16 protein-coding genes are annotated in these 16828 nt (G+C 66.8%); 9 read left to right on the top strand and 7 right to left on the bottom strand.

Annotated features, from left to right (window positions below; genetic code table 11):
• The 3 genes from QXH22_RS27555 to QXH22_RS27545 are packed head-to-tail and all read right to left on the bottom strand — an operon-like array spanning position 1 to position 2683.
• Entirely contained in the window at positions 1 to 339 is a 339-nt protein-coding gene (locus tag QXH22_RS27555) for a hypothetical protein (RefSeq protein WP_306246688.1), read from the bottom strand.
• A complete protein-coding gene (locus QXH22_RS27550) occupies positions 336 to 1898 on the bottom strand; it encodes an MBL fold metallo-hydrolase (RefSeq protein ID WP_306277565.1) in 1563 nt (520 codons plus the stop codon). Before QXH22_RS27550 ends, QXH22_RS27555 begins: the two co-directional genes overlap by 4 nt.
• A gap of 47 nt (positions 1899 to 1945) precedes the next feature.
• Entirely contained in the window at positions 1946 to 2683 is a 738-nt protein-coding gene (locus QXH22_RS27545) for a phosphotransferase (RefSeq protein WP_306277564.1), read from the bottom strand.
• Positions 2684 to 2765: 82 nt separating this feature from the next.
• Here QXH22_RS27545 and QXH22_RS27540 point away from each other — a divergent pair, with 82 nt between their 5' ends.
• The 7 genes from QXH22_RS27540 to QXH22_RS27510 all read left to right on the top strand — a co-directional run bounded on the left by QXH22_RS27540 (position 2766) and on the right by QXH22_RS27510 (position 8447).
• Positions 2766 to 3545: a 1-acyl-sn-glycerol-3-phosphate acyltransferase gene (locus QXH22_RS27540; RefSeq protein ID WP_306246694.1), complete on the top strand. Its 780-nt coding sequence runs from the start codon at positions 2766 to 2768 to the stop codon at positions 3543 to 3545.
• Positions 3546 to 3548: 3 nt separating this feature from the next.
• Positions 3549 to 4304 carry a 1-acyl-sn-glycerol-3-phosphate acyltransferase gene (locus tag QXH22_RS27535; protein WP_306246696.1) on the top strand — a complete coding sequence of 252 codons (756 nt, stop codon included), beginning with the start codon at positions 3549 to 3551 and terminating at the stop codon, positions 4302 to 4304.
• Positions 4305 to 4324: 20 nt separating this feature from the next.
• A complete protein-coding gene (locus tag QXH22_RS27530) occupies positions 4325 to 5128 on the top strand; it encodes a 1-acyl-sn-glycerol-3-phosphate acyltransferase (RefSeq protein ID WP_306246698.1) in 804 nt (267 codons plus the stop codon).
• A 23-nt stretch (positions 5129 to 5151) separates the two neighbouring features.
• Positions 5152 to 6000 (top strand): HAD family hydrolase, encoded by an 849-nt coding sequence (locus QXH22_RS27525; protein ID WP_306246700.1) that lies wholly within the window; start codon positions 5152 to 5154, stop codon positions 5998 to 6000.
• A gap of 82 nt (positions 6001 to 6082) precedes the next feature.
• Positions 6083 to 6796 carry a hypothetical protein gene (locus tag QXH22_RS27520; protein ID WP_306246703.1) on the top strand — a complete coding sequence of 238 codons (714 nt, stop codon included), beginning with the start codon at positions 6083 to 6085 and terminating at the stop codon, positions 6794 to 6796.
• Positions 6793 to 7959 carry a glutathionylspermidine synthase family protein gene (locus QXH22_RS27515; protein ID WP_306246705.1) on the top strand — a complete coding sequence of 389 codons (1167 nt, stop codon included), beginning with the start codon at positions 6793 to 6795 and terminating at the stop codon, positions 7957 to 7959. Before QXH22_RS27520 ends, QXH22_RS27515 begins: the two co-directional genes overlap by 4 nt.
• A gap of 29 nt (positions 7960 to 7988) precedes the next feature.
• Positions 7989 to 8447 (top strand): DUF350 domain-containing protein, encoded by a 459-nt coding sequence (locus QXH22_RS27510; protein WP_065049165.1) that lies wholly within the window; start codon positions 7989 to 7991, stop codon positions 8445 to 8447.
• Positions 8448 to 8457: 10 nt separating this feature from the next.
• Here QXH22_RS27510 and QXH22_RS27505 read toward each other — a convergent pair whose 3' ends face one another.
• Both QXH22_RS27505 and QXH22_RS27500 read right to left on the bottom strand, forming a co-directional pair.
• The gene (locus QXH22_RS27505) at positions 8458 to 9939 is read right to left on the bottom strand and encodes a PE family protein (RefSeq protein WP_306277563.1); all 1482 of its coding nucleotides are present in this window, start codon (positions 9937 to 9939) and stop codon (positions 8458 to 8460) included.
• Positions 9940 to 10019: 80 nt separating this feature from the next.
• Positions 10020 to 11333 carry a cytochrome P450 gene (locus QXH22_RS27500; RefSeq protein ID WP_306277562.1) on the bottom strand — a complete coding sequence of 438 codons (1314 nt, stop codon included), beginning with the start codon at positions 11331 to 11333 and terminating at the stop codon, positions 10020 to 10022.
• Positions 11334 to 11405: 72 nt separating this feature from the next.
• Between QXH22_RS27500 and QXH22_RS27495 the strand changes: the two genes are divergently transcribed.
• Complete coding sequence (locus tag QXH22_RS27495) at positions 11406 to 12422, top strand: AraC family transcriptional regulator (RefSeq protein WP_306277561.1); 1017 nt, start codon at positions 11406 to 11408, stop codon at positions 12420 to 12422.
• Positions 12423 to 12469: 47 nt separating this feature from the next.
• Positions 12470 to 13102, top strand: a complete 633-nt coding sequence (locus QXH22_RS27490) for a hypothetical protein (RefSeq protein ID WP_306277560.1) — start codon at positions 12470 to 12472, stop codon at positions 13100 to 13102.
• Here the strand turns inward: QXH22_RS27490 and QXH22_RS27485 are convergent.
• Positions 12989 to 15019 (bottom strand): alanine racemase, encoded by a 2031-nt coding sequence (locus tag QXH22_RS27485; RefSeq protein WP_306277559.1) that lies wholly within the window; start codon positions 15017 to 15019, stop codon positions 12989 to 12991. The genes QXH22_RS27490 and QXH22_RS27485 overlap by 114 nt on opposite strands.
• Positions 15020 to 15028: 9 nt before the next feature.
• A complete protein-coding gene (locus tag QXH22_RS27480; RefSeq protein WP_306247928.1) occupies positions 15029 to 16645 on the bottom strand; it encodes an LGFP repeat-containing protein in 1617 nt (538 codons plus the stop codon).
• Positions 16646 to 16828 lie beyond the last annotated feature (183 nt).

Raw genomic sequence — 16828 nt, 5'->3', positions numbered from 1 at the left:
TCAGCCGCGTTGCGCGAGCAGCTCGTCGAGGCAGGCGAGGAACTCGTCGGGACGCGCCGGCGTGAAGGCCGGCTGCGACCCCGGTATGTCCAGGGTGATCAGCGTCGACTTGAGCGGGCGGTAGAGGTCCAACGGCAACCAGCGCCGCAGGTCCGGGCTGCCCCAGATGTTGAATCGAACCGTGAGCAGCCCCAGTGGCTCGGCCTTGTATCCCCGAACCTGGTCCAGGCCGATGACTTTCGCGGTGCCCGAGGGAAAGTGATAGCGGCGCAACGTGATCGCCAGCTGGTCCAGTTGCACGGCGCCGTCGTCGTAGCACAGGTCGGCCGCGGTGCTCATGTCCGCCGGCTCCGCAACTCGTGACCCCGGGTGGTCAGGCAGCGGCCGTCGTCCAATCGCCATTGCCAGCCGTGCAGGTTGCAGGTCAGCGTATTGCCCTCGACGATGCCGAATTTCGACAGGTCGGCCTTCAGGTGCGGGCAGCGCCGCTGAATCTCCCAGCCGTCCAACGTGATTGATGCCGAATCGTCGTGGCTCTCGGCGAACCAGCCGTCGGCGTAGGCGATCCGCTCATCGGTCAGGCACTTGAAGAACGTGTACAGGTATTCGTTGTAACCACCCACGCGCCAGGCCCGGAACCGGGTCGACAAGAAGATGGTGTTGACCCAGTCCGGCTCGTTGTCGCGCAGCACGGTGCGGACCAACTCCGGTGCGATCTCGAACCCGTAGCGGAACTTCTCGTCGGGAATGGCTTCGCGCACGGCGCGTTTCGGGAAGTCCAGGATCACCGTCTCGGGGCCGATCACCAGCTCCACCGGGTAACCGATGCCGTCGCAGATCTCGTTGCTCTGCAACATGATCGGCTCGAACAGCGCCCGCAACGGTTCGAGCAACGGCTCGCCGGTGGCGGGAGCCCAGCCGGCCTTCTCGGCGGCCAGCACCGGCGCCATGCGCTCGGCGTAATCGGCGATGTAGTCGGCCTTGCCGGTAGTGAAGATCGCCTCCACTTCCTCGATGGGCAGCGGGTGCTGCAGTGAGTTCAGCTGCGGGCCGGTGAAGTCGGCGACCGAGCCGGGCATCATCAGCAGCCCGCGGTCGTGGCCGTGGCGGCGCATCTGGTCCAGGAACACCATCTGGTCCGGGAAGATGTTGCCCGGATCGTCGTGGTCGTCATTGAGCGCGCGCAGTTCGGGATCCAGGAACGCCGGGGGGCCGGCCGACGGCACCACCCAGGTGGCTCCGACCTGGGCGATGTACTGCCGGGCCCGGTCCATGCCGCGCTGCCGCTTCTGGGTGGCGAACGCCTCCTTGGCGCGGGCCGGCATGTCGTAGACCATCGGGTACCAGATCGCCCCCGAGTACTGCAGCAGGTGCACGTCGATGTGCCCGAAGTCGGCGGCCAGCACGTCCAGGTCGACCGGACGCGCGTCGTTCATGTTGAACACCGTGGTCTCCCCGTCGGACACCACCAGCGCCGAGTCGCCGATCGGACCGTCCGCCGGTGCCCGCAGGGCGATGATCATGATGTCGAGGTCGCCCTTGGGGCCGGACAACTGGTGGCTCACCGAGTCCGTGGTCTCGAAGAATCGGTGGAACCCCAACTTCTCGAACTCGTGTCGCAGATCGGGCACCGGGAAATCCGGCAGCAGCACCACCGCGTCCTTGTTGACGTGAGCCGTCAGCAGCGCGGCGTCGAAATGGTCCTTGTGCAGATGAGAGACGTACAGGTAGTCGCAGTCGCCCAGGGCGTCCCAGTCCAGGCCTGAAAAAGCCGGCGAATTGTCGGGAAACGGGAACCACGAGCCGAAGTAGGCGGGGTTCACCCAGGGGTCGCACAGGATGCTGCCCGCCCGGGTCTGGATCAGAAAGCCGGCATGGCCGACGCTTGTTACCTGCACAAATACCTCTCGGGACCTCTGCTGAGACGCCCCGAGTTTAGCCTGCGTCAGAGGTCCGGGTCTTCCCACAAGCGTCGGTAGTAGTCGATGCGCAGGGGGTCGGGCTCGATGCCGTAGGCGGCGAAGAACTCCGCCTCCCAGTTCCGGCCGGGGTAGTTCCAGCGCAGCGACAGCGTTGCCACGGCCAGGTCGGCCCAGCGGTCGGCGACACCGAGTTCGCCGAAGTCGACATGACCGCAGTAGCGGCCCGCGCCGTCGATCAGCGTGTTCGGCGCGCAGGCGTCGCCGTGGCAGACCACCAGCCGATCGATCGGCGGGGGATCCGGGAGGTTCGCGCGGTGTGCAGGGTGCAGCAGCGGCAGCCGGCTGGCGACCGACCAGTCGAACGGGCACGACGCCACCGGCAGGCTGTCGTGCAGTGTGCGCAACCCCACAGCGATCGCGGCAACCGCGACAGCGGGCGTCGCCTGCCAGCGTGGGTGCACCGCGGACACACCGGGCAGTCCGCCGGTGCGCAGCCAGGCGCCGCTGTCGTCGATGCCGCAGTCGATGACGGGGGGCACCGGGATGTAGGGCGCGGCCCAGCGCAACCGCTGGGCTTCGCGTGCGAAATCGGGGGAGTGGACCCCGCCGACTTTGATGAACTCGGTGCCTGTTGCAGAGGTTTCGCCCACCCGGAAGGTGACGTCGCCGAGCTCGTTGCGCCAGACCGCGCGCAGCGGGCGCCCGGCGGCCAGCCGGCGCACCACGGCCGGCACCGGCGGTGGCGTCAGGGGGAAGGACAAAGCGCACCTCTCTGGGCGGGTCTGGCTGCGCATTTTGCCCACTTGGGGTATCCGGCAGCCCGGAGCATTAGGCTGAATTGCTGTGGAACCTGCATACGGCACCGCCATCACCCTCGCCCGAATGATCTTCCGCCTGCAGGGTCTCAAGATCACCGTCACCGGCGTGGAGAACCTGCCGACCAGTGGTGGCGCCGTGGTCGCAATCAACCACACCGGCTATCTGGACTTCACGTTGGCCGGTTTGCCGGCCTACAAGCAGGGGCTGGGCCGCAAAGTGCGGTTCATGGCCAAGCAGGAGGTGTTCGACCACAAGATCTCCGGCCCGCTGATGCGATCCTTCCGGCACATCCCGGTGGACCGGGAAAGTGGTGCTGCGTCGTACGCCGCGGCCGTCGAGAACCTTCGGGCCGGTGAGTTGGTGGGCGTGTACCCGGAGGCGACGATCAGCCGTAGCTTCGAGATCAAAGAGTTCAAGACCGGCGCTGCCCGGATGGCGATCGAAGCCGGCGTGCCGATCGTTCCGCACATCGTGTGGGGCGCACAGCGGATCTGGACGAAGGGCCACCCCAAGAAGATCTTCCGGCCCAAGGTGCCGATTCAGGTGATCGTCGGTGAACCGATCGAGCCGACGCTGTCGACCAATGAACTGACCACACTGCTGCACTCCCGGATGCAGCACCTGCTGATCCGCGCCCAGGAGCAGTACGGCCCCCACCCCGCCGGCGAGTTCTGGGTGCCGCGGCGACTGGGCGGCGGGGCCCCGTCGCTGGCCGAGGCGGCCCGTATGGATGCGGAAGAGGCGGCGGCCAAGGCGGCGCGTCGTGCCGAGCGGGCGCACCCCACTGGAGCCGCGGAGCAGTGACCGATGGCGGAGCCCATTTACCGTGCCTGCGAGATTTTGGCCCAGCTGCTGGTCGGGGCCACCGGAACGCGGATCACGTACGTGGGCGAGCAGAACATTCCCGCGCGGGGCGGTGCCGTGGTCGCCATCAACCACACCAGTTACGTCGACTTTCTGCCGGCCGGCCTGGCGATGCGCCGGCGGCACCGCCGGTTGCGGTTCATGATCAAGGCCGAGATGCAGCGGGTGAAGGTCGTGAACTTCCTGATCAGGCAGAACGGGGCGATTCCGGTGGACCGGAGCGCCGGTCACGATGCGTACGACGCGGCGGTGCAGGCGCTCCGGGACGGCGAGCTGGTCGCGGTCTATCCGGAGGCCACGATCAGCCGCAGCTTCGAGCTCAAGGACTTCAAGACGGGCGCCGCCCGGATGGCGATCGAGGCCGGCGTACCGATTGTCCCGCTCATCGTCTGGGGCGCTCAGCGCATCTGGACCAAGGGCCTGCCCAGGCAGTTGGGGCGCAAGAAGGTGCCGGTGACCGTCGCGGTGGGGCCTCCGCTGCCCGTTGCGCGCGACGTCTCACTGGCCAACAAAGAGCTTTACGAGTCGATGACTTCGCTGTTGCATCGGGTGCAGCAGGATTATCCTCATCCAGCCGGCGAGCATTGGGTGCCGCGCCGGCTTGGCGGCGGGGCGCCAACAGTGGATGAGGCCGCGCGAATGGACGCTGAGGAAACGGCGGCGAGGGGCTTACGCCGGACACCGCGTCAGTCACGGTAGGGAAAAAGGAGACCTAAGAGATGGCCGAGCCAGTCTTCCGGATGCTGGAGTATCTCGTCCCGACAGCTATGGCGCTGAATGGAAACAAGATCACGTACTACGGCCTGGAGAACATTCCTGCCCAGGGCGGCGCCATCATCGCACTGAATCACACCAGCTACGTGGACTGGATTCCCGCGTCGCTTGCCGCCAAGGAGCGCAAGCGCCGGTTGCGGTTCATGATCAAGGCCGAAATGCAGGAGGTGAAGGCGGTCAACTACGTGATCAAGCACATCCAGCTGATCCCGGTCGACCGCAGCATGGGTGCCGACGCCTACGCGGTGGCCGTACAGCGGCTACGGGAGGGCGAGCTTGTCGGGGTGCATCCGGAGGCGACGATCAGCCGGAGCTTCGAACTCCGGGAATTCAAGACCGGGGCAGCGCGGATGGCGGTCGAGGCGCAGGTGCCGATCGTTCCGATGATCGTCTGGGGTGCACACCGGATCTGGCCCAAAGATCATCCCAAGAAGCTGGTGCGCAGCAAGATTCCCATCACCGCGGCGATCGGGCCGCCCTTGTCTCCGGGAGGCGACCACGAAGCGCTCAACGCCACTCTGCGTCAGGCGATGCAGGCGATGCTGTACTGGGCGCAGGAGAACTATCCGCATCCCGAGGGCGAGCCCTGGGTGCCGCGCCGGTTGGGCGGCAGTGCGCCGACCCCGGACGAGTCCAAAGAATTCCGTATCGCCGAACTGGCCGAACGAGCCCGCAAGCGCGAGATGTACAACGATGCGGCGAAGAAGCGACAGAAGGCGGGCCCCTCTGACAAACCCGGCCGCTCCTGACCACACGTCGGCTCTGGGATCCGATGCCTGAGCCGACCGCCGAGCGAACTCCGTCGTCGAAGCAGCCTGCGCTCATCGGGTGCGACGTCGACGGCACCCTGCTCAATGAGGAAGAAAGGCTCAGCGCGCGCACGCGCGCGGCGGTTCAGGCCGCGGTAGCCGGTGGTGCTCACTTCGTGCTGGCCACCGGTCGCCCGCCACGCTGGATCAAGCCGGTTGTCGAGGCCCTCGGTTTCGCGCCGATGGCCGTCTGCGCGAACGGTGCGGTCATCTACGACCCCGAACACGACCGGGTGTTGTCGGCGCAGACGCTGTCGGTCGAGACCCTGGCGACCCTCGCGGACGTCGCACGCCGGATCATCCCGGGTGCCGGGCTGGCCGTCGAGCGCATCGGCGAGCGCGCCCACGACACCGCCACACCGCAGTTCATCAGCTCGCCCGGCTACGAGCACGCGTGGCTGAACCCGGACAACACCGAAGTGTCGTTCGACGACTTGCTGAGTGCACCGGCGATCAAGTTGCTGATCCGCAAGGCCGGCGCGGTCAGTGCGGACATGGCTGCGGCGCTGGCCGGGCACATCGGTGACGACAGCGATCTGACGTACTCGACGAACAACGGCCTGCTGGAGATCCTGCCGCGGGGAATCAGTAAGGCCAGTGGCCTGCGCGAGGTCGCCGAACCGCTGGGCATTCTCGAGTCTGAGGTGATCGCCTTCGGCGACATGCCCAACGATGTGCCGATGTTGCTGCAGGCGGGGCTGGGCGTGGCGATGGGCAATGCGCACCCCGACGCACTGGCGGCCGCCGACGAGGTCACCGCGCCCAACAGTCAGGACGGTGTGGCGCGCGTGCTGGAGCGCTGGTGGTCTTAGCCACGCAGGCGGCGACGATGTGGGAGACTGCCCGCGTGATCAGGAATGCGGGCCACGGTGAGCGGGGACCGGAGGGGACCTAGTGGATTCCGAATCAGATCCGCCTGAAGAGGGTAAGACAGAGGACGGCCCGGCCGAGGGCCGCGGGACCGAGGAGAGCAAGCCCGCGGAGACCAAGCCCGAGCCGGGCAAACCGGCCGCGGATCGTCCGCGCCGCAGTTCGCTGGGCGCGAACCGTCCGTTCAAGGACGCGCCTGACAAGCCGGACACACCCCTGCTGAAACCCCTGGGCAGCATTCAGTTCCAGGACGCCGCCACGACGAAGCCGAGGCCGCCGACGCCGGCCGAGCTGCGCGCGCGCCGCAAGCACGAAGACAAGCAGCGCGAGCTCGAAGAGGCGCGCCAGGCCGCCGAGGCCAAGCGGCAGAAGCAGAAGCGCATCCTGATGGGGTCCGCGGCGGCCGTCGGCGTGGTCGGACTGGTGGCGGGTGTCGGGTACTGGTTGCTGCGGCCGGACAACGTCACCGCGCAGTGCGTCCAGGACGACCCCAGCGGTCAGCCGGTGATCGTGCCCGACAGCTACTGCACCGGCCACACCCCGGGCATGAACGGCTTCTTCTTCTGGGGCGGACACTCCTACCGCTACTACTACGGCAGCAGCGGTTCGGTCGGGCAACGGCCGATCGGCGGATCGACCAGCATCCCCAAGGGAGCGAACGTCACCACCAAGTCAGGCACGACGATCCAGCGCGGCGGCATCGGAGGCAGTGGTGGCAAGGGCGGCGGCGGCTCGTGAAACGTGCCCGATCTCAGCCGCGGCCGAACTGGCAGTCGATCGTCGAATCACAGGGACTCGTCTACGGCACACCGGCGCGTGACGCACGTGGAGCCGACCGGCCGTACTGGGACGAGTCGGTCTATTACGAATTCGAGATGGACGAGATCCTCGCCCTGGAAGCCGACGTCGAGCTGCTGCACTCGATGTGCCTGAACGCCGTCGAGCAAGTGGTGCTGATGGAGCGCTACGCGGATTTCGGCTTGCCGGAATGGAGTTGGCCGCACGTCGCCGAGTCTTGGCGCCGCTCGGATCCGCACGTGTACGGCCGCTTCGACCTGCGGTATGACGGCCGGCGTCCCGCGGTGCTGCTGGAATACAACGCCGATACGCCCACCACGCTGCTGGAAGCCGCGATCTTGCAATGGTATTGGCTGAAGGACAAGTTCCCCGACGACGACCAGTGGAACTCGCTGCACGAGCAGTTGGTGGAGCGCTGGGGCGTGGTCCGTGATCTGTTGCCCAGCAACGAATTACACTTCGCCTGGTCCGGCGTGGAGGCCACCGGCGAGGATCAGATCACGACCACCTATATGCAGGAGACCGCAGCCGAGGCCGGTTTTCACACGGTCGGGCTGTTGATCGAGGACGTCGGCTGGGACTCCGCGCTGGAGCGCTTCGTCGACCTCGAAGAGGATCCGATCCAGGCGATCTTCAAGCTGCATCCGTGGGAATGGGTGCTCGACGATCAGTTCGGCAAGTACGTGGCGCAGACGCTGCCGCAGACCATGTGGATCGAACCGCTGTGGAAGACGCTGCTGTCCAACAAGGCGATCCTGGCGGTGCTGTGGGAGATGTATCCGGGGCACCCGAACCTGTTGCCGGCCTACCTCGACGACCCGCACGAGCTCACCGAGTACGTGCGCAAGCCCAAGCTCGGACGTGAAGGGGCGAACGTCACCGTCGTCGGCGCCGGCATGGAGACCGCCACCGGAGGCTTCTACGGCGAAGAGGGATTCGTCTATCAGTTGCTCGACCCGCTGCCCGAGTTCGACGACATGCGACCGGCTTTGGGGGCCTGGGTGGTCGGCGACACCGCCGCGGGTCTGGGCATCCGCGAGACTGCCGGACTCATCACCGACGATGGCGCGGCATTCGTTCCACACCGAATTCCACTGAGATGAACCCTTGAGATGAACGGAGTTGATCTTCGATGACGACGACGATTGTTGCGCTGCCGCATTCGGACTACTGGAGCTGGCTGGGACGGGGCGCCGGAGCCATCGTGCTCTACTCGATCCTCGGCCTGGTGCTGATGATCGTCGGCTTTTATGCCATCGACCTGACCACGCCGGGCCCGCTTCGCAAGATGGTCAACGCGGGCAAGCCGAACGCCATTCTGGTGGCCGCGGCCGGAATGGTCAGCATGGCTTTCATTGTGGTCATTGCGATTTACTCGTCGTCGGGCAACCTGCGGGAGGGGCTGCTGGCGTCGGCGGTGTTCGGTTTGGTCGGTATCGCCTCGCAGGTGGTGATGATGCGGATCGCGACCGTGGTGATCGGCATCGACATGGACACGTTGTTCCACTCCGACGAATTCAGCTACGACGCCTTGATGGTGGCCGCGGCGCAGTTCGCGCTCGGGATTGTGGTGTCGGTCGCGATTCTCTGAATCTCGGTTGCTACGCGGGCCTGATCGCCAGGGCGAGCTGCTGCGGCGTGTAGTTGACCAGCAGGGGGAGTAGTCCCGAGAACGGTGTGCCGAAGATCGTCACCGGTAGTGAAAGACCGCCCGGTGTCAGCAGAGACGGGGGCACATTGACTGTCGCGGTGGCCGGATGGGGTGGAACCAGGAGCCCGTCGGAGGGCAGGTGCAGGACGATTGCGACATTGGTGGGGAACAGATTCGGATCCACGGATCCGGTCGGCACATTGATCGTCGTGTCGATCGGGAGATTGCCGTTGAGGAAGCCGTTCAGCGCCACCGCCGGCGCATCGAAGAGTGTGCTCGTCGCTCCCAGATAGTTTCCGGCCGCGATCTGCTGCCCGAAGGTTTCGGCGCTCGTCGCGATTGCATTCAGCGTCGCGAGTGGGGCGCCGGCGGCGGCATAGGTGGCCACCAGCGGCAGCCCGAAGAAAGCTTCGAGTGTTCCGGTGCCCGCGAGAATATTGAGGTCAGCCTCCGCACTGATACTCGGAACCGTAAGCGTGTTAAGCACATTCGTGAAGTTCTGGGAAATCTGCCGGGGGAGGGACGGCGGCATCAGATTGGTGAGGTACTGCGCCTCCTGTCCCGGCAGATTCATGATGGTGAAGAAGTCACCCAGCGGGCCGAGGATGGTGGGATTCACGGTGGCGGTGAAGGTGAGATTCAGGAGATCCACGGTGGTCGTCACCGGCCCGGTCTCGACCCCGGTGACCAGCAGGCCCAGAGTGGCCCTGCCGAAGTCGGACACCGCACCGGTGAAGTTACCGGTCAACAGGGTTTGAGCGGCCACCTGGAGTCCCGATACGTAGGTCGGCAGCCCCGCGGCCAGACCGCTGAACCCGTTGATCGCCGACGTCACGAACGTCTGCGCGAAGCCGATCTGGGTGGTGATGAACTGCTGTGCGTAATACGCCGCGTTGAAGGACAGCGCCTGCTGGATGGCGGCTTCAATCGCCGCAGGAAGATTGGGCAAGTTGGCGGGGATGTTCGCGATAGCAGTAGCGATCTGCTGTGCGTAGCCCGCCTGGTTGGCCAGGAACTGCCGGAAGAAGGGGAACGGGTTCGCGGCCCAGGCGCCGCCCAGTGCTTGCAGATTGGTCGCCGTGTTGGTGACGAGTTGCCCGTACGCGCCTCCCGGAACGATCGTCGCGGCACTCGCGAGAACCGTTCCGGCATTGGCGATTTCCGCGCTCGCGTAACCCGCTGCGCTGCTGTTCAGCAGTCGTGCGAAGTCGGCATGGTACGCGGACACCTGCGCGCTGACGGCCTGAAACTCCTCGCCGAAGCCGCCGAACAGTTGCGCGACGGCGGCCGACACCTCGTCTGCGGCGGCGGTCGCGATACCGGTGGTGGGCGCCGAGGCCGCCGTCGCCACCTCCTGCAGCGACGAACCGAGCCCCGCCAGATCCTCGGCGGCAGCAGTGACCCAATCTGGCGTTGTGACCAAGTACGACATGGCCGAATCCCCTCGAATGACTTCCCCGCCGAATCGAGGGTAATCCCGGGCGCGGCCCCAGCGCCGGAGATTCGCCGAAGTCAGCGGCGAGTCAGCCGCACCGGCAACGAAACCGGTCCGCGCAGCGACGGCGTGATGCTCCACCGGACCGGCCCGGCCAGCTCCAACCCGTCCACCTCGTCCAGCAGACAATCGATGGCCGTGGCCGCTTCGAGACGGGCCAGATGAGCTCCGAGGCAGAAATGCAGGCCGTGTCCGAAGGCGAGATGCCCGGTGGTGTTGCGCCGGATGTCGAAGCGGTCCGGCTCGGCGAACTTGCCGGGATCACGGTTGGCGGCCCCGTAGAACAGCAATGCCCTTGAGCCCTTGGGAATTACCGTGTCGCCGATCTCGTAGTCGGCGGTAGCCGTCCGGGTTACCCACTGCACCGGCGAACCCCAGCGCGCCGTCTCTTCGACCGCGGCGTAGAGGCGGCTACGGTCCGCCTTCAGTTCGGCGAACAACTCGGGGTCCTCGGCGAGCCTGATGAGCAGCATCCCCAGCAGGTTCGTGGTCGTCTCGTTGCCGGCCACCAACAGCACGAGCACATACAGAAACGCCTCGCTGTCCGACAGCTCCCCGGCGGCGAGGGCGGCCTGCAGGCGGGTCAGCAGATCGTCGGCGGGTTGGGTTGCGCGCATGCGTATTTCGGCGTCAGAGAAGCTACGCAACCGCAGATAGGCCTGCATCGCCGAGCCCATCATGCGCACGATCTGCGATAGTGACCGCGGCGCGAAAATCTGCGCGAACTTCTCCGACACCGCCCGGAACGCCGGCCACTGTTGCCGTGGAATACCCAGGATGTTGGCGATCACATTGATGGGCATCGGGATGGTCAGTGCCGGAACGAGATCCACCACCTCGCCGCGCTTGAGCCCGGTGATCGCCTCGCCGGCCAGCGCGCGGATGTCGGTCGTCCACGCCTGGACGGCCCGCTTGGTGAACAGTGGTGCCACGATGTGGCGCAGCCGGGTGTGATCCGGTGGGTCGGTGAAGACCACCATGTTCGCCGCGAACGACCGCAGTGTGATGCCATCGCGCGAGGTGAACGTGGTGTTGTCGCGGATGGCGGAGTGGACGTCGTCGTACCGCCCCACCATCCAGACGCCGAGACGTTCGTTGATCACCACGGGGTGTTCCCGAATCCGTTCATAGTCGGGATAGGGGTTGGCGATGTTGCGGACGAGCGTGGGGTCGAATGTCGTGCGCGGCACCGATGCCGGTGCGGAGTTCGGATGCGGCCGGCGCAGGTCGCGGTAACCGCCGACGGCGACGGGTCGCCAGAGATCGGTGACCGAGCTCCGTGCCGCCGAGGCAAGCGCCCGGGGCGCAGGCCTGAGCAGATCAGTCGTCACTCCGATGACGCTAGGCCGGGTCGGACGTCGTGAGAATGGTCGTTCCAGACACAGATTTGATATTTTCAGACAATGGTTGGTGCTGCATCTCCTGTCTGGGAAGTGGCGCTGTCGTCTGCGACCGGCCGGCACCTGCTGGAGACCGGCCGCCGGCACGGGCTTGACCCGGCGACGTGCCTCGCCGGAACGGGGCTGACATCCGACGACTTGGCCGATCCGGCGACGGAGGTCTATGCCAGTCAAGAGCTGACCATGATCCGCAATGTGATCGGCCGGCTCGGCGACAAGCCAGGGCTCGGCATGGAAACCGGGATGCAGTACAACCTCGCCGATACCGGCATCTTCGGCTATGCGCTGATGGCCAGTCCCACGTTCGGCGACGCCATCGACGTCGCCTGTCGCTATGCCGCTCTGGCCGACACCTATCTGAGCCTGGTCGCGGAGGTGACCAGCAGCGAAGCGGTCATCGAATTCCGCGACAACACAATTCCGCACGATGTCCGGCGCTTTGTCATGGAACGCGATTTTGCGATCATGTTGCGGTTGCTGCCGTTGCTGCTGGGTGCCAACCACCCGTCCGTCACCCTGCGGATGGAGCTTGCGGATATGCAATTACCAACGCAGACAGTCGAATTGGATGGCGTGGCCGTCCATGTCGAGCACACCACGCGCAATGCGCTGATCATCCCGGCCGACCTGATCGGCCGGCCGATGCCCGCGGCCGACCCGCAGACGGCGGCGATCTGCATCCGTCAGTGCGAGGAGCTGTTGAATCGGCGACGCACCCGGCGGGGGTTCTCGGCGACCGTCCGGACCAGGCTGATCCAGGATTCGGCGGAGATCCCGTCGATGGCGACGGTCGCGAAGGAACTGTGCATCACCGAGCGCACCCTGCACCGCCGGCTGGCCGCCGAGGGCACCAGCTATCGGGCGCTGCTCGACGAGGTGCGGGCCACCTTGGCGGGCGAACTGCTGAAATCGGGACTGACCGTCGAGGAGACCGCACAGCGCCTAGGGTATTCGGAGACGGCCGCGTTCACCCGCGCCCACATCCGGTGGAACGGCCATCCGCCCAGCCGGCGCCGGTGACTTAAGCCTCTGCCCGGCTGCCGGGGCCACCGTTAACGTCAGCAACCATGGCTAACCAACGGCCGCTGCTGGGAGCGCTGATGACGGCGGGCGGCATCGTCGGCCTGTACAACTGGGTCGGACGGCCGGTGATGTACAACTGGGGCGCCACCGACGAGGAGATCAACGCCGAGCTGCCCGGCGACGAGCTGGTCCAGCCGGGGGCGGTGCGTACCACCCGCGCCATCACCGTGGCCGCGACGCCGGCGGCGATCTGGCCGTGGCTGGCCCAGATCGGGGAGGACCGCGGCGGCTTCTACAGCTACGACTGGCTGGAACGCCTGGCAGGCACCCGCATTCACAACGCCGACACCATCCACCCCGAATGGCAGCAGTTGAACGTCGGCGACATCGTCTGGCTGGCTCGCCGGTACGGCCGCAACGCGAGCCAAGTGGTCGCCGCGGTCGAACCCGGATCGCACCTGGTGTTGATGTCGCCGGCGGACTTCGAGCGGGTGCAGCGCGGCGAGAAGGCCACCGCGTCGTGGGGGTTCTACCTGCGCCCGCAGGACGGCGGGACCCGCTTGCTAGCGCGGGGTACCGGTGGCGTTGCCGGCATGGCCTTCTTCGACATTCCGCACTTCGTCATGGAACGCGGAATGCTGCGCGGCATCCGCAGGCGCGCCACGGTTCTGCGCTGACCCGGCGTCGCGCAGGCTTTTCGGTGGCACCGTAGCGGCGATCAGCGACACGGCGTCGATGGTCTGCGGCCGGTACGCCAGGGTGGGCAGCCGTTCGGACATCAGGGCCACCGGGTCGGCGACAAACTCGGCAAGGCCGGACAGGAACGCCCACTCGTGCTCGTCGCTACCGAAATACACTGTGGTGGAGAATGTTTCGTGATATCGCCGCCACGACCGGTGCAGCGTCTCGTTGCGCCACAGGGTAGGGCAGCCCGCCTGGCCGACGACGACCCGGCCGATCCGGCGGCACCGGTCCAGAAAGCCGTTGTCGTACAGTCGATTGTGCTGAGCGGGCTCCGGGCGCTCGTCGGGCAGATCCACCACCACGATGTCATAGGGTGAGGTGCATTGCTGCACGAAGTCCCAACCGTCGCGGTAGTGCATCGTGACCGGACCGAATCCCTGTTCAGCCCTGCGTAATTCGTCGATCGAGTAGCCGTAGGGCAGGTGTTCGGCGCACAGCCGCACCGCATCGCGGTCGATGTCGACGTGGTCGACGTGGGCGGCTCCCGCCGCGATCGCCATCTGGCTGGCCACGCCTTCCCCGGAGCCGATGATCAGCACCCGCTCCAAACGCCCGGCCAGCAGCAGCGCGGGCACCAGCAGCGCCTCGTGATAGACCAGCTGACTGAATGCGGTGCTCTGGCGTTCACCGTCGCTGAACAACGCCACGCCCTGATCGGTGCGAGCGATGACCAGTTCCTGGTAGTCGGTGCGCACGTCGCGGATCACCTCGGACAGCGTCCAGCTTCGGGTGAGCCCCGATGTCAGTGGCTCGACGATGGTCCGGCCGGCACTTTCCGTCGTGCCGAAAAGCGTTGGCAGCGGCTCGAATCCGTTGAATCGCACGGATGCGTAACTCGCGGTGTAGGCACCGCTGTCGCAGATCTGCACCCCGTCGCCCGGTCGCAGCGTGACCGGCAGCGGGTAGCACTGGTACAGCACGTCGTCACCGTCACACGTCGGCCCCGCCAACACCGCGTCGGCAATGGCATCACCGTCGCGCTGCGTCCGCAGTCGGTAGCGGATGTACTCGTTCTCGGTTTCGGCGAGACCGCTGTAACGGCCGACATCGAGATAGACCCAGCGCCGGCCGTCGGTTCCGGTCCGCACCGACACCACCTCGGCGGCGATGGTGCCGGCGGAGCCGACGATCGCCCGTCCCGGCTCCAGCGCCAATCGTGGTGGTTGCGAACCGAAATGCCGCCGCATTGCCGATGCGATGACCTCAGCGATCGTCGCCAGTTCGGGTGCGGTGCCGGCATACGGCAGCGGGAATCCGCCGCCGGCGTTGATCGTCGTCAGCCCCTCGACTTCATCGAATATCCCAGCAGCGCAGGCGATGCCCAGGTCCCACGCGGAAACGTCGAGTTGCTGCGAGCCCACGTGGAAGCTGACGCCCCCGGTGACCAGCCCCCGTGCCCGGGCCAGGTTGAGCAGTTCAGCGGCGTGCGCTGGGGCGCAACCGAACTTGTGACCGAACGGGGTCACCGAGGACGGAAACGGAGGGGCGATACGGCATTCCACCGTGGACCCAGGCGCGTACTCGGCCAGCACGGCGAGGTCGTGCTCGGTGTCGAAGGCGAACAGTCGGACCCCCCGGCCGTAGGCCGCCGCCACTGCCGCCGGTTTCTTGATGGTGTTGCCGAACGCCAGCCGGTCCCCGCCGATCTGCGCGGCGATGCAGGCGTCGGCCTCGCCCGCCGACGCGACGTCGAACGCCGATCCCTCGGCGGCGAGCAGTCGCAGGATGGGTTCGGCCGGGTTGGCTTTGACGGCGTAGCGAATGTCCGCGTCGGGCAATGCCGCCCGCACCGCCCGAAAGTTGTCGCGGACCCGGTCGAGATCGATCCGCAGATAGGGCGTGTCGGGCACCCCAGCAGACTAATTGGGCGGGTGCGACGGCAGCGAGAAGTGTTCGGGCGGCACGTTCGGGCCACTCGGTGGCTGGGTGGACAGCGGTGTGGTGATCCCGTCGAGAACCTGGGTCATGTTGCCGGTCAGCCGCTCGAAGTTCAGCGTCCCGTGCACGAAGTTCTGCGTGATTCGCAGCGGCTCCTGGATCTCCCCGCTGGTCGGCAACCCCAGCGGGCCGTGCTCGTAGCTCTGCGCCGCCCAGGCGTCGTAGATGGCGCCGGTGACCGGCTGCACCCCGGTGGTCGGCGACCAGTACATGGCGCCCTTGGCGAAGGTGACGAACCTCGATCCGTCCGCGCCGTCGGCCTCCGGCGAGGTGGGAGCACCCAGCGGGCTGGTCATCCCTCCCATCGCCTGCCAGTGCTCGTAGATGGCGCCGCCTTCCAGCGCCTTGATCAGTTCCTCCGGCGGGTCGTTGAAATGCGCGGCGATGTCCCTGATCTCGTCCATCAGCGCGTAGGCGGCGTTGCCGGGGCAATCGGTGTTGCCGACGTCGCGGTGGGTGAAGATCGTCGGCAACTTGGCTATCGCGCCGGCGGGATAGGTGGTGTAGGAGCTGCCCGCGGACTCCAGTTCCACGGTGGCCTTCGGGTCGACCTCGGCCATCCCCAGCCGCCAGCCCAGCAGGCGTCCGACGGTGCGGATCTGGATGGGGGTGGGCGCGACGTCGTCGAAGTTGCCGATCATCGCCACACCCCAGGTGTCGCGGTTGAAGCCGCCGGTGTGGAACGCCTCGACCGGCTTGGTGAGCCCGCCGGCGCTGCCCTCGAAGACCTGGCCGTACTTGTCGACCAGGGCGTTGTACGCGATGTCGCACCAGCCCAGGGTCTTGCTGTGGTAGGTGTAGATCGCCTTGACGATGCCGGCCGATTCCAGCGGCGAGTAGTCGTTGCTGCCGGCGGTGTGGTGGACCACCGCCGCGCGCACGCCGCGGTCGTATTCCGGGCTGCCGCAGCGCAGCGACTCGTCGGCGCCCCACTCGGCCCGGCTGATGATCTGCGGCGCCTGACCCGGCATGGTGACTCCGGTCGGCGGAGTCCAGTGTGTTTCCGCGGGCGCCTGCGGCGGCGAGATGAGGATTGCATTGATGTTCTGGGCGAACGGCTGTTCCTTGGTGGCCGGCCGGTAGCCCAGATCATCCTGGTGCGACGGCGCAGGTGGGGGCTGCGTCACCGGGGCGTCCACCGGGCGGGTGACGGCGATCTCCACGGCCGTGGTGGTGCCGACGAACACCGGGTCGGTACTGCGCGGCTCCGCCGTCGCGCCGTTGGGCGCCGAAGTCTGGTATTCGGTCTGATACCAGGGACCCCATGAGCCGTCGGGCTTCCTGGCGCGCACCCTGGCGGAGGTGCCGGCCAGGTCGCCGGTGAGCGCGACCAGGGAGAACGGTGTGTCCTGGGTCAGTTCGCGGACGGTCACGCCACCGCCGAGGCCGACCAGTGGCCGCTCGGCGAGTTGGGTGTCGCGTGCGGGGGCCGGCGGGTGGCTGCCGGCCGGCGGGCGCATGAGCACCCACGACACGATGACGACCGTCGCCAGGGCGGCGGTGAGCAACATCGTGGGTGTGCGACCGCGGGACACCAGGCGATGTTACTTGTGTGACTGCTGTTTCTTCTGGGGCGACACGGCAATTCTCGCGAGCAGACGCGAAATCGCACCGGAACGTGTGCTCCAACGGGACTTTGCGTCTGCTCGCGAGGGGGAGGTGCCCCCGCTCGCGAGGGGAGACGCGAGGGAAAGCTGTCGACGACACCGCAGAGGATTTAT

Source organism: Mycobacterium sp. TY814 (genome assembly GCF_030755175.1).
GTDB lineage: Bacteria > Actinomycetota > Actinomycetes > Mycobacteriales > Mycobacteriaceae > Mycobacterium.
This window is presented reverse-complemented; position numbering and strand designations above follow the sequence as displayed.